We start from the raw sequence: 11,945 nt of genomic DNA on the forward strand, positions 1-11,945 counted from the left end.
CCTCTCGTTCGGGTGTTATAGTTCATCTATACGATCTAGATATACAGTATAGATGGAGTGTCGATGTCCAAGCTCATGATCGACGTCGATGACGAGGCGCTGGCCGAGGCCCAGCGACTTCTTGGGACATCGACCAAGAAAGACACGGTCAACGCCGCGCTCGCGGAGGTGTCGCGTCGGCTCAAGCGCGTCAAGGCGCTGAATGGTCTCGCGGAGATGGCTGAGCAGGGTGACTTCGACGTCCTGCTGGACAAGAGCAACTATCGGCGGTGATCAGCTATCTGATCGACACATCGGCCGCCGCTCGGCTGCTGGCGAATCCCGGCGTCCGGCGGGCCTGGCAGGAGACGGTGACGGCGGGCGTCATCGCCGTGTGTGACGCCGTCGAGCTGGAACTGTTGTTCACGGCGACCTCGCTGGCCGACCGAAGGCGGAAGAAGGAGCTGCTGGACGACTTGTTCGCCTGGGTCCCGACGCCGGACGGGGTGTGGACGCGCGCGCATCAGGTTCAGCTACTGCTCACCGAACAAGGTCATCATCGCAGCGCCGGTGTGGCCGACTTGGTGATCGCGGGCACCGCGGAGGCGAACCGGCTCACGGTCCTGCACTACGACCGTGACTTCGAAACGGTCGCGAAAGCAACCGGCCAGCCGACGCAATGGATCGCGTCACCGGGAACAGTTCCCTGAGTTGTTCGCCGGCCGTGAGCAGGTCGACCTTTACCCGAGCTGGTCTCGGAGCCACGTGGGCCCGACGGTCGCGGCGCCGTGGGCTTCGACTCGGGAGCGGAGTTCGCGGTCGGCGGTGACGACGGTGATGTCGTCGGTGGGCGCGGCGGCCACCACCTCGACGATCGCGTCGTCGCCGGAGCGTTCGGCCAGGACGACCGTCATGCGCGGGGTGCTCGGTTCGGTGCCGTCGACAGCGTGTTTGGCGGCGCCCTCCAGGACGACGGTGAGCGCGGTCGACTCGGGGAGCCGGGCAGTCAGGTCGGCCAGCTCGGCCAGGAGTCGCCGGGCGGCCCCGGCCCGATCCTTCCACCAGCCGTCGGCCCGGGAGCCGACGACATTGGCGGCGTCGACCACGATCACTCGCTGCGCTTCGCCCATCGGTTCAGTCTGCTCGGTAATCACCTCGACGCGGCGGGTGGGTCTGTCGTGTCGACGCGCACGCCACGCGGCGGCGACGGATATCGCGGCGCGCGAGTCGTTCACACCTCCGTGGCGACCGGGGTTTCCACGCGGGACAGCTTGCCGTCGGTCATCCGGTAGACCGCGTCCATGCGGTGCAGGTGGGTGGGGTCGTGGGTGACCAGGATGGTGGCGGCGCGGTGGTCGTGGGCGATGGTGGTGATGAGGTCGATGATCGCGGCGCCGCGTTCGGAATCCAGGGCGCTGGTCGGTTCGTCGACGACGAGCAGGGTGGGATCGTTCATCAGGGCGCGGGCGATGTTGACGCGTTGGCGCTGGCCGCCGGAGAGCTGCGCCGGGCGCTTGTGCGCGTGCGACGGCAGGCCCACCGCGTCGAGCAGTTCCCGTGCGCGCGATCTGGTTTCGGGTCGCGATCGGAAGAACCCACCCCGACCGCCCAGGTGCGCGGTGACCTCCAGCTGTTCGGCCGCGGTCAGCGCGGGAACGAGATTGGGCTGCTGGAAGACGATGCCCATCGTGGTGCGCCGGACAGTGGCTGCCGCCCGCTTGCTCAGCGTGGCGAGATCGACTCGGCCCGTATCGGTTTCGAGGGTCACCGCGCCCGCGTCGGGGCGGATCAGAGTGGCGGCGACGGCGAGCAGGCTCGACTTGCCCGACCCGGACGGGCCGGTGACGGCGGCGATCGTGCCCGCGGGCACGGACAGGTTCACGCGATCGAGCGCGGTGAGCCGGTCCGAGCCGTCGGGGTAGGTGAGGGTGACATCGGTGAGGGTGAGCGCCATGGGAAGTCCTTCAGCGGGTCGCGCCGAGCGCGGTCAGCGGATCGGTGGTGAACAGGAAGCGCAGCGCGAACGCCGCACCGGCGAGACCGAGCGCGATCAGGGCCAGCGCGGGCACCAGGGTGGTGGAGAGCGCGAGCACGAACGGCAGGGCGTCACCGAGGAACAGTGAGGTCACCGCGGTGATGCCGAGGCCGATCGCGACACCGGTGACGAGCACGATCGCCGCCTGCGCCAAGGCGTCGACCACCAGCGAACCGGTGGTCGCGCCGAGTGCCTTCAAGGTGGCGATATCCGGCTGCCGCTGCACCGTCCACACCGTGAAGAAGGCGCCGATCACCAGCGCGGAAATGGCGAACAGCAGCACCGTCATCAGGGTGAGCGAGCTGTTCTCGGCCTGGTAGGAGCCGATCGCCTCGACAGCCTTGCCCGCGGGCACGGTACGGGTGCCCGCTTCGGTGTCGAGATCGCCACGCGGGGCGTTGCCGAGCACGGCCAGGACGGTCGCGGCGCCGGCGCGGGGGCTGGCCGCCTGCCAGTCCGCCAGGCTCGTCCAGACCACCGGGGTGTGGCTGTACCATTCGTCACCGGCGACATCGGCGACGGTGAACTCGTGCCCGGCGAGCACGACGGTGTCGCCGGTGCCCGCGGCCAGCTCGCGCGCGGCCCCGGCGCTGAGCACCACCGCGCCCGGTGCGGTAGCAGGGTGATTGCTGAATGCCGAGGGGTCGCCGCCGAACAGCGCGACCTGTTCTGGGCTCGCGCCCGCGTGTTCGGCGCGGGCCCGCGAGATGCCGATCGGGGTGACCTCGAGCCCGCCCGCCGCCCGCCACCGCGCGATCTGCTCTTCGGTGAGCACCGAGGAGTCGAAGGACGGATCAGCGCCGGTCTCGGCGAAGACCACCTGATCGGCGCGCACGCCCTGGATCGCGGAGATGTTCTGATGCGCCAGCCCGGCGGTGAGTCCGCTGAGGAAACTGACCAGCACCGCGACCAGCAGGACGACCGTGGTGATCAACAGGAACCGCCCGCGGGCGGCCCGCAGATCTCGGAGTGCGACGAACATGGCTCCACTCTCGCCGGGCACGGCCCACCCGGCATCGCACCGGCTGACGAACTCCGGTCCATCCAAGGTCGGCCCGCGTTTACACCTTTCGATGGATGCCGGTCCGTTAGCCGCACATAAGCTGGTCGGGTGCGCTCGTCCCTACTGACCCCGGTCGTCACCACGCTGCGGCTCGGCCTGCATGTGCTGGTGACGGTGCTGGCCGTGGTCGTGGCGGTGCGTTCGCTGCTGCCCGGCGGGGGTGGACACGGCGCGATCGTGGTGGGGCTGACGGTGGTCTGGCTCATCGTCTACTTCGCGGGGACCGAACTGCCTCGGCGCGGGGGAAATCGCCGGGCGTCGGGAGTTCCGGCCGCCGTCGACGAACGGGCCGCGCGTGCGAGCACCGCCGTGCCGGGATCGGGTGGCACGGAGGGGCCGCGTGCCGTGACCGCGAAGCCGGATCGGAGAGGCGAGGCAACGGCGAATCATCCAGCACCGGTGTGGAGTTCGCGTCTCGTCGGGATATGGCTGGCGGCGCTCACCGTGCTGTGGCTGGCCCTGCTCGGGCTCACGCCCGACGCGGTCTATCTCGCCTTCGGCCTGTTCTTCGTCTATCTGCACCTGCTGCCGAGGCCGTGGAGCCTGGTCGCCGTCGTGCTGGCCACGGCGGTCGGGGTGGTCGGGTTCGCGGCCCATCGCGGCTGGTCGGTGGGCGCGGTGGTCGGCCCCGTGCTCGGCGCGGCGGTGGCCATCGGGATCGGGCTCGGGTATCAGGCGCTGTATCGCGAGGCGGTGGAACGGGAGCGGCTGATCGACGAATTACTCAGTACCAGAGCGGTTCTCGCGGAGCGGGAACGCACTGCGGGCAAACTCGCCGAACGCGAGCGGCTGGCCAAGGAGATCCACGACACCGTCGCCCAGGGGCTCAGCAGCATCCAGCTGCTCCTGCACGCCGCCGAACAGGCCGCGCCGGATCACCCCGCGCTGGACCGGATTCAGCTCGCCCGCGAGACCGCCGCGGCCGACCTGGCCGAAACCCGCAGGCTCATCGACGAATTGGCGCCCGCCGCGCTGGACGGGCAGTCGCTGGCCGAAGCGCTCGACCGGATCTGCGAGCGGGCGCGCTCGGCCACCCTGGCGACCCAGCTGCTGGTGGAGGGCGAACCGGAGCGGCTGCCGATGCCGATGGAGGCGGCGCTGGTGCGGATCGCGCAGAGCGCCGTCGCCAATGTGGTGCAGCACGCCGGCGCCGCGCGCATGCGGGTCACCCTCACCTACGACGACACCGATGTGCACCTCGATATCGTCGACGACGGCGTCGGCATCGATGCCGAGATCCTGCGCAGGCCACGCTCCGCGGCATTCGGGCTGGCCGCCATGCGCAGTCGCGTCGAGCAGCAGGGCGGGCGGATGACGATCGAATCGGAACCGGGGCACACGGCCGTCACCGTGTCGTTCCCGCTGGGCGCGGCCACGTGATCCGGCTGCTGCTCGCCGACGACCACGCCATCGTGCGGGCGGGGCTGCGTGCCCTGCTCGAGGCGGCCGAGGACATCACCGTCGTCGGTGATGTCGCTGATGCCGATGCGGCGGTGGCCTTCTGCGCGGCCAACCCCGTCGACCTGGTGCTGATGGACCTGCGCTTCGGCGAGGGCCGCACGGGCGCCTCGGCCACCGCGGGCCTGCGCGCGCTGCCGGGCCCACCGAACGTCCTGGTGGTCACCAACTACGACACCGACGCCGACATCCTCGGCGCCATCGAGGCAGGCGCCGTCGGCTACCTGCTCAAGGACACCCCGCCCGCCGAACTGCTCGCCGCCGTGCGCGCGGCCGCGGCGGGGGAGAGCGTGCTCTCACCCACGGTCGCCTCGCGACTGATGACCAGGGTCCGCCGCGCCGACACCACCCTGAGCCCGCGCGAGGTCGAGGTGCTGCGGCTGGTCGCGGCCGGGTTGTCGAATCGGGAGATCGCCAAACAGTTGTTCCTGAGCGAGACCACGGTGAAATCGCATCTGGTGCACATCTACGCCAAGCTCGGGGTGAAGTCCCGAACCTCGGCCGTCGCCACCGCGCGCGAACAAGGCGCGCTCTGACCCGCGTTGGCGTTTCGGGCCGGGCATCGGGGTGTGGGCGCGCCTACGCTGAGCCGCATGGCATCTCTCTCCGATCCCCGGGTCCGCGAGTTCCTGTCCCACGGCACGCGCACGGCCAAGGTGGCCTATGTCGCCGCCGACGGCCGTCCACTGATCACCCCGGTCTGGTTCATCGTCGAAGGGGAGGAGCTGGTGTTCAACACCGGTAAGACCTCGGCCAAGGCGCGGGCGTTCGCGCGGGATCCGCGCATCGCGGTGTGCGTCGATCTGGAGGAACCGCCGTACGGGCTGGTCACCGTGCAGGGCACGGTGACGGTGTCGGAGGACCTCGACGAGCTCGTGCGCACCGCGACCGAGATCGGCGGCCGCTACATGGGCGCCGACCGCGCCGAGGAGTTCGGCAAGCGGAACGGGGTGCCGGGCGAGCTCGTCGTCCGGGTCCGGCCGACCAAGGTCACCGCCCAGTTCGACATGACCGGCTAGCGCCCGGTCACCTGGGGGTGGGAACGCCGCCCTCGGGGAGACCGGGAAGGCCGCCGTCCGGGATCGTCGTGGCACCGGGGCTGCCGTCGACGGCGCCAGGGCCAGGCGCGCTCGGGTCGTACGGCGGCGGGTTCTGGCGATCGAAGATGGGATTCGAGCACGTCGCGCCCGGTTCCGGTGTGGTGTAGGGGTTTTCGCGCAGCGCGACGATGAACTGGTCGATCCGCGGGTCGTCGGCGCTGTCGAGCTTCAGTTGATGACCCCACGCCTGCAGCGAGATCGGGTCGGCCATGCCGGGGATCGGTGACATCAGGGTGTAGGGCCGATCCAGGACCCGGGCGGCGAGCGCCGCGCGGTCGGCACCGGCGACCCGGTCCGGGTCGTAGGCGATCCACACCGCGCCGTGTTCCAGCGAGTGCACCACGTTCTCGGTGCGGACACCGGTGTCGTACACGACGCCGTCGCAGGCCGCCCACGCGCTGTCGTGTGGACCGCCCAGCGGCGGCACGGTGGGATAGGCGACCCGCTGGGTGCGCGTGACGTGCAGACCGGGCGGGAACTCGGTGATGCTGACGCCGGGGATCTCGCGGGACGGGTCCTGGTTGTCGGCGGACGGGGCGAACGAGTCCAGCGAGCTCGTCGCCGTGCCCTCGACCTTGTCGCCCACCGCGCATCCGGCGGCGAGCGCCGCGACCGCGAAAGCCGTTGCGGCGGTACGTGCCCCTCGTATCGTGCCCCGATCGCGCACCGTGTCCCCTGTCGTCGGGTCGGCCGCGTGCCGACGGATCCGAACTTACTCGGCGCCGCGTCCCGTCACCCCGCGACCGGGAATCTGAACTGGCCACAGCCGCGATGACCTGCAGAAATATGCGCGTCGCTGGCGGGTTGAGGCGACAACCACCGCTACCGTTTCGGCAAGTTTCGTAAGCAACGGCGCTGGCGAACGGAGTTCTGGCATGGCCGGACGGGCTGCGGCTCACGCGTGGATGGCCGCTTTTCTCGGTGTGGTACTGGTCCTCGGCACCGCGACTCTCGCGCGGTCCCAGCCGCCCGGCCCGGCCGCCGCGCGCACATCCGACCATTTCGACGACCCGGAATCCGGCCTGTCGATCGACGTGTTCTATTGCTCCGACCGGACCCAGACCTACCGGGTGCCCGCGGGCACCACGAGTCTCTACATCGAAGCGGTCGGCGGGCAGGGGCAGACGCCGAATCCGAACTTCACCGGCATCGGCGGACTCGGCGGGCAGGTCAGCGGCGGCCTGCGGGTGACCCCGGAGCAGGAGTTCCAGGTGCAGGTCGGGTGCGCGGGTGGCGAGAACGGCGGCTTCTCGCCGTACGCGTCCGGCGGCGCCAGGGGCGAGGCCGTCGATCAGCTGACGAACTTCGGCACGGTCTACTCGAGCGGCTGGGACGGTGGTGGCGGCGGTGGCGCCTCGGCCGTGCTCGGACCCGGCGACGCGCCGGTGCTGGTCGCGGGCGGCGGTGGCGGGGCGGGCGGCAACGCGCCCGACTGCTATTCCGTGTCGCCCGTGCAGGATTCGACCTTCTTCTACTGCGGTGGCGGCTCGCGCCGCGACGGCGGCGACGGTGGCGACGGCAGCGCGGCGGTCGGGTGGCAGGAGGGCCCGCCGTGGACCGGCGGCGCGGGCCAGAACAATCCGGCGGGCACCACGCCGAGCGGGCTCACCTGCGGTGGTCCGCGCACGGGCGGCGCGGGCCACACGTTCGACAAGACCGGCGGCGGTGGTGGCGGTGGCGGTGGTGGCGGCGGCTACCTCGGCGGTGCCGGGCAGGGCGGCGGCTGCGGCGGCGCTGCGGCACCGGAGACGCCGATCTCGCACGGCCCGCACGCGGCGCCCGGCGCCGGTGGCGCGGGCGGCGGCGGAGGCACCTCGTACGCGTCGCCGAGTCTGTCGAAGGCGAGCGTGACCACCGCCTCGGTCTCCGGCGACGGGTACGTCCTGTTCCTCACCTCGGCCGACGGCGTCCGCACCACGACCTTCGGCGTGCACGGCGACTCCGCGCAGTACTACTGCGTCGGCGACGGCGTCGACGAGATCTTCGCCGATGTGCTCGGCGGGTCGGGTGCGGGCGGCGGGCACGACTTCGGCGATGTCGGCACCGGTGGTGCGGGCAGCGGGGTGCAGGCGGTGATCGCCGTGCAGGAGCGCAAACAGCTGAAGATCGATGTCGGCCACTACGGCGGGCCCGACGGCGGCTGGGGCTACGGGGTCGGCGGCGATCGCGGCACCGCCGATTCCGGTGCGTCCTACAGCGGCGCGGGCGGCGGCGGCGCGTCGGCGGTGAGCCAGAACGGCGCCGACTGCGGCACCCGGCCGTCGTCGGAGAACCGGCCGATCGTCGTCGCGGGTGGCGGCGGTGGCGGCGGTGGCAACGGCTTCAGCGCGGGTGGTGGCGACGGCGGCAGCGGCGGACCCCAGCCGGGTGACGGCACCAGCGGCGGCTTCGGTGGTGGCTTCGGTGGCGAGGGCGGCAGCGAGCGCGGCACGCACGGCGGGCACGCCACCGGCAGCTCCACCGGTGGCGGTGGTGGCGGCGGTGGCGGCGGCAGCCACGGCGGCGGCAAGGGCCACGGCGCGCAGGACGGCAACGACGGCGGCGGCGGTGGCGGTGGCGGCGGTGAGTCCGTCGTCGACAGCGTCGCGAACCAGCCGCCGCACTTCTACAACGGGCCCGACGGCAGCCACGGCAATCGGAATCGGCTCAACGAGGGCAAGGTCCAGCTGATCGTGCCGATCCCCTCGAAACGCAGCCGGGTGGAGCTGATCTCGGGCAACAGCCAGAGCGCCTACTCGGGCCAGCCGTTCGCCGAACCGCTGCGCGTGCGGTTCGTCGACGCGATCCACGGACCGCAGGCGGGCAAGTCGATCACCTTCGCCATGCCCGCCGGTCAACCGCCCGCCGCCGTGTTCGACAACGGCAGCGAGACCATCCGGGCGACCACCGACGCCGACGGCTACGCCGAGGTGAACCTGTCCGCGCTGGACGCGACCCGGCAGGGCGAACTGCCCGGCGGATTCCTCGTCGACGCCTCGGCCACCGACGACCCGGCCCACCTGATCGGCGGCGCGGTGTTCCGGCTGCACGACGACCAGGTGCCGACCGAGATCGAGGTGACCACGAGCGCGCCGAACCACCTCGCCCAGGTCGGCGAGCCGGTCAGCTTCAGCGCGAAGGTGAGTCAGAAGCCGGGCACCACCCCCGCGTTCGGGACGCCCGAGGGGCACGTGCGCTTCGAGATCGACGGTGTCGCGACGCCGGGGCCGATCGAACTGGTCGACGGTGTCGCGACGCTGCCCGCGATCGACGGTCTGCGGGCCGGTGCCCACCACGTGCTCGCGACGTATCTGGCCGACGATCCGAGCCGGGTCTTCGCGCCGGTCTTCGGCAGTGTCGGGGTGCTGGTGCAGACGGTGAAGGTGCCCACCGAGGTCCATCTGACCCTGCCACCGCCGCCGGTGCTGGCCGGCGCGGTCGTCGGCGCCACCGTCACCGTGCCTGCACCGAAGCCGGACGCGCCGAACCCCACCGGCGCGATCCAGTTCTCGCAGAACGGTTCCCCGCTGGGCGACCCCGTGGCCATCGGCGCGGACGGCACGGCGAGTTCACCGCCGCTGCGGGCGGGCTCGGGCACGGTCGAGGCGCACTATCTCGGTGACGAGGTCTACGAACAGTCGACCGGCCGCGCCGAACTCACCGTCTACTCCGCCACCTCGACGACGACGGTGAGCGCGAACCACAACCCGGTCACCTACTTCGAACAGCTCGACCTCACCGCCACGGTGACCCGCGACCCCGCCGGCGAGATCGACACCGGCACCGTCCAGTTCTCCGCCGACGGCAAGCCGCTCGGCGCGCCGGTCCCCGTCGACAACGGCATCGCCATCGCCCGCGACGTCGACGTCTCGCACCTCGGGTTCGGCACCCATCTGGTCACCGCCGACTACTCCGGCGACAGCGCTGCGGGCGTGGCGCCGAGCCGCGGCACGATGACGCTGTGGGTGCTGAAGGCGGGCCAGTCACCGGGCGACCATCCGGCCGACGTCGGCGTCCACCTGGACGTGCCGCGCACGGCCGACCCCGGCTCGCGGGTGACGGCGACGGTCACCGTCACCAATGTCGGCGGCAGGCAGGCGAGCGGCGTCGAAGCCAGACTCTCGACCCAGGGTTGGGCCCGGCTGCTCGATCCCGGCGGCGGCGAGACCCGACCGACCCACCTCCGGTTCCGCCTCCCGACCCTGGAAGCGGGCGAGACGAGGACCTACACCGTCGTCTTCGAGGCACCCCGTCGCCTGTCCCTGATCACCTCGTTCCTGCACGCCTCGACCACGAGCACCGACATGAACCCGGCCAACAACCTCCACCTCGCCTCCACCTTCGTGCGCACCGCGATGAGCTGAGGTCCGCTTCGCCGACCTCGAGGCGGCCGCTTCGTCACATATCGCCGGATGCCGGGGCGGCCTCCCAAGGGTTGACCAGTAGAACGTCGAGCGCCGCGAAGTCCTTGGTGTTGCGGGTGACCACCGTCATTTGATGTTCGATCGCGGTCGCGGCGATCATCGCGTCGCGTTCGGGACGCGGATCGGGAACGTGGAATCTCGCCGCGGTACGCGCGGCCGACAGATCGAACGGAAGAATTCGGTTGGTGAATCCGCCGAGTACCGCTTCTTCCAGCCAAGTCCGAAGGCGCTTGCCCTGGGCGGAGTCGCGACGTTCGACTCTCCCGACACCGATCTCGAGCTCGAGGATCGTGATCGCGCTCAGATAGAGCTCGGACGGCCGCCGCGCTCTGATCCAGGCGCGCACGTCGGGGTTCGCGGATCGCTCGGGCTTACGCAGTTCGCTGATGACATTCGTATCGAGTAGATAGGTCACAGGCCGGCATCCCGCAGGCGAATCTCGAGCTGGGGCGGGTCGAATTCGACGTCATCCTCCATGCTCAGCCGCGCGACGAGATCCTGACTGTCTGCTCGCAGCCGGTGATACTCCTCGATCGACAACAGGACGAAGGCCTCCTCGCCTCGATCGGTGATGAAGACGGGACCTTGCAGAGCCGCGCGCTTGGCGGCGCTGACATCACGGTTCAGATCACGTGCGCTCATACGGGTCATGTCGAGCCTCCGTAGGTATGTACCTACATAATGCCAGCGATGCGTGTCACGGTCCAGGAGTGACAGCCGAACCTGCCACGTAGACTCGCGCGTCATGACTGTGCACTTCATCGGGGCCGGCCCCGGCGCGGCCGATCTGCTCACGGTGCGCGCGGTGAATCTGCTGCGGGAGAGCCCGGTCTGTCTGTACGCGGGAACCTATCTCGATCCCGAGGTGCTGACGCATTGCGCGCCCGAGGCGGAGTTGATCGATACCCAGGGTCTGGACCTGGACCAGATCACCGCGCATCTCGTCGGCGCGCACGCGGCCGGCAAGGACGTGGCCCGCCTGTGTTCGGGTGACCCGTCGCTGTACTCGGCCGTCACCGAGCAGACCCGGCGTCTCGACGCGCACGGCATCCCCTGGGACATCACCCCCGGCGTGCCCGCCTACGCGGCCGCGGCGGCCGTTCTCGGCGCCGAACTGACCGTCCCCGAAGTCGTCCAATCGGTGGTCCTGACCCGCACCCAGGCCCGCTCCACCGCCATGCCACCCGGCGAAGCCCTCGCGAATTTCGCCGCCACCGGCGCCACCCTCGCCCTGCACCTGGCGATCACCCGCATCCGCCCCCTGGCCGAGGAACTGTCCGCCGACTACGGTCCCGACTGCCCCGTCGCCGTCGTCTACCGCGCCAGCCAGCCCGAACAACTCGTCCTGCGCGGCACCCTCACCGACATCGCCGACCAGGTCGAGTCCGCCGGCCTCCGCCAGGCCGCGATCGTCCTCGTCGGCCGAGCCATGGCCACCGGAATCCGCTGCGCCCAGTCCCACCTTTACGACCCGGCGCGGGTCCGTCCGCCGATAAGCTGACACCGACCGGTTGGTGTGATCTACGCCTCGATTCCCGTGCTCTCGAATGGGTCGCCGAACGATGTGAGAACACCGACAAGCGTCAGCAAACTGCCGTCGGGGGGCTTACCTGGCCCGATGCGTGACAGCTATGGAGGTGGTTGGTTGCCGGGCGAGCGCACCGGTAGATTGGTGCGATGGTTTGCGACGAGCACACCGGCGCTGCCGGTCCGGCGGTCATGAGCATGGTCTCGGCCATGTAACAAGACCGGACGGCCTGACAGATAGTGCCAATGGACATTTTTTGCCTGATTGATTTCGAGAATTGAACCCGAGACGCAGGCGCCACGCTAGTTCTGGCTGAGGCGCCTGCGTTCCGGTGTCGTCGGGGAGCGCCTGCCCAGGTGTTCCGGAAGCGAGGTTTGGG

General features: G+C 70.6%; 13 protein-coding genes. 7 read left to right on the forward strand and 6 right to left on the reverse strand.

Annotated elements, in window-relative coordinates:
• The first annotated feature begins 63 nt into the window (after positions 1–63).
• Both AB0H56_RS02295 and AB0H56_RS02300 read left to right on the forward strand, forming a co-directional pair.
• A complete protein-coding gene (locus tag AB0H56_RS02295; RefSeq protein WP_357156235.1) occupies positions 64–273 on the forward strand; it encodes a type II toxin-antitoxin system VapB family antitoxin in 210 nt (69 codons plus the stop codon).
• Positions 270–689, forward strand: coding sequence for a PIN domain nuclease (locus AB0H56_RS02300; protein WP_357156237.1), 420 nt, complete (start codon positions 270–272; stop codon positions 687–689). The genes AB0H56_RS02295 and AB0H56_RS02300 overlap by 4 nt, the downstream gene beginning before the upstream one ends.
• Before the next feature lie 30 nt (positions 690–719).
• On the opposite strand, the gene AB0H56_RS02305 is transcribed toward AB0H56_RS02300, so the two are convergent.
• The 3 genes from AB0H56_RS02305 to AB0H56_RS02315 form a co-directional block, all read right to left on the reverse strand.
• Positions 720–1,109: an NYN domain-containing protein gene (locus tag AB0H56_RS02305; RefSeq protein WP_357156239.1), complete on the reverse strand. Its 390-nt coding sequence runs from the start codon at positions 1,107–1,109 to the stop codon at positions 720–722.
• 101 nt (positions 1,110–1,210) lie between these two features.
• Positions 1,211–1,933 carry an ABC transporter ATP-binding protein gene (locus AB0H56_RS02310; protein WP_357156240.1) on the reverse strand — a complete coding sequence of 241 codons (723 nt, stop codon included), beginning with the start codon at positions 1,931–1,933 and terminating at the stop codon, positions 1,211–1,213.
• 10 nt (positions 1,934–1,943) lie between these two features.
• On the reverse strand, positions 1,944–2,996 hold the full coding sequence (locus tag AB0H56_RS02315; RefSeq protein WP_357156242.1) for an ABC transporter permease: 1,053 nt from the start codon (positions 2,994–2,996) through the stop codon (positions 1,944–1,946).
• Positions 2,997–3,125: 129 nt separating this feature from the next.
• On the opposite strand from AB0H56_RS02315, the gene AB0H56_RS02320 reads away from it, so the two are divergent.
• Genes AB0H56_RS02320 through AB0H56_RS02330 form a run of 3 tightly spaced genes read left to right on the forward strand, consistent with a single transcriptional unit; the run spans position 3,126 to position 5,554 of the window.
• Positions 3,126–4,457 (forward strand): sensor histidine kinase, encoded by a 1,332-nt coding sequence (locus AB0H56_RS02320; RefSeq protein WP_357156243.1) that lies wholly within the window; start codon positions 3,126–3,128, stop codon positions 4,455–4,457.
• Positions 4,454–5,071: a response regulator transcription factor gene (locus AB0H56_RS02325; protein WP_357156244.1), complete on the forward strand. Its 618-nt coding sequence runs from the start codon at positions 4,454–4,456 to the stop codon at positions 5,069–5,071. The genes AB0H56_RS02320 and AB0H56_RS02325 overlap by 4 nt, the downstream gene beginning before the upstream one ends.
• A gap of 57 nt (positions 5,072–5,128) precedes the next feature.
• Positions 5,129–5,554, forward strand: coding sequence for a PPOX class F420-dependent oxidoreductase (locus AB0H56_RS02330; protein ID WP_357156246.1), 426 nt, complete (start codon positions 5,129–5,131; stop codon positions 5,552–5,554).
• A 7-nt stretch (positions 5,555–5,561) separates the two neighbouring features.
• Here the strand turns inward: AB0H56_RS02330 and AB0H56_RS02335 are convergent, their stop codons facing one another.
• Positions 5,562–6,221, reverse strand: coding sequence for a DUF3105 domain-containing protein (locus AB0H56_RS02335; RefSeq protein WP_357156247.1), 660 nt, complete (start codon positions 6,219–6,221; stop codon positions 5,562–5,564).
• A gap of 289 nt (positions 6,222–6,510) precedes the next feature.
• Between AB0H56_RS02335 and AB0H56_RS02340 the strand changes: the two genes are divergently transcribed.
• Complete coding sequence (locus AB0H56_RS02340; protein ID WP_357156249.1) at positions 6,511–9,978, forward strand: Ig-like domain-containing protein; 3,468 nt, start codon at positions 6,511–6,513, stop codon at positions 9,976–9,978.
• Positions 9,979–10,012: 34 nt separating this feature from the next.
• On the opposite strand, the gene AB0H56_RS02345 is transcribed toward AB0H56_RS02340, so the two are convergent.
• Positions 10,013–10,453 (reverse strand): type II toxin-antitoxin system VapC family toxin, encoded by a 441-nt coding sequence (locus AB0H56_RS02345; protein WP_357156250.1) that lies wholly within the window; start codon positions 10,451–10,453, stop codon positions 10,013–10,015.
• Positions 10,450–10,689 carry a type II toxin-antitoxin system prevent-host-death family antitoxin gene (locus tag AB0H56_RS02350; protein ID WP_357156252.1) on the reverse strand — a complete coding sequence of 80 codons (240 nt, stop codon included), beginning with the start codon at positions 10,687–10,689 and terminating at the stop codon, positions 10,450–10,452. The genes AB0H56_RS02345 and AB0H56_RS02350 overlap by 4 nt, the downstream gene beginning before the upstream one ends.
• 94 nt (positions 10,690–10,783) lie before the next feature.
• Here AB0H56_RS02350 and cobM point away from each other — a divergent pair, with 94 nt between their 5' ends.
• Positions 10,784–11,539: a precorrin-4 C(11)-methyltransferase gene (cobM, locus tag AB0H56_RS02355; protein ID WP_357156253.1), complete on the forward strand. Its 756-nt coding sequence runs from the start codon at positions 10,784–10,786 to the stop codon at positions 11,537–11,539.
• Positions 11,540–11,945: the final 406 nt, after the last annotated feature.

It is taken from the genome of Nocardia sp. NPDC050717, assembly GCF_040654275.1.
Lineage (GTDB): Bacteria > Actinomycetota > Actinomycetes > Mycobacteriales > Mycobacteriaceae > Nocardia.

Coding starts and splice junctions, on each gene's coding strand:
- AB0H56_RS02295 (WP_357156235.1), top strand. CDS start 64: ATGTCCAAGCTCATGATCGACGTCGATGACGAGGCGCTGGCCGAGGCC.
- AB0H56_RS02305 (WP_357156239.1), bottom strand. CDS start 1,109: ATGGGCGAAGCGCAGCGAGTGATCGTGGTCGACGCCGCCAATGTCGTC.
- AB0H56_RS02310 (WP_357156240.1), bottom strand. CDS start 1,933: ATGGCGCTCACCCTCACCGATGTCACCCTCACCTACCCCGACGGCTCG.
- AB0H56_RS02315 (WP_357156242.1), bottom strand. CDS start 2,996: ATGTTCGTCGCACTCCGAGATCTGCGGGCCGCCCGCGGGCGGTTCCTG.
- AB0H56_RS02330 (WP_357156246.1), top strand. CDS start 5,129: ATGGCATCTCTCTCCGATCCCCGGGTCCGCGAGTTCCTGTCCCACGGC.
- AB0H56_RS02340 (WP_357156249.1), top strand. CDS start 6,511: ATGGCCGGACGGGCTGCGGCTCACGCGTGGATGGCCGCTTTTCTCGGT.
- AB0H56_RS02350 (WP_357156252.1), bottom strand. CDS start 10,689: ATGACCCGTATGAGCGCACGTGATCTGAACCGTGATGTCAGCGCCGCC.
- cobM (WP_357156253.1), top strand. CDS start 10,784: ATGACTGTGCACTTCATCGGGGCCGGCCCCGGCGCGGCCGATCTGCTC.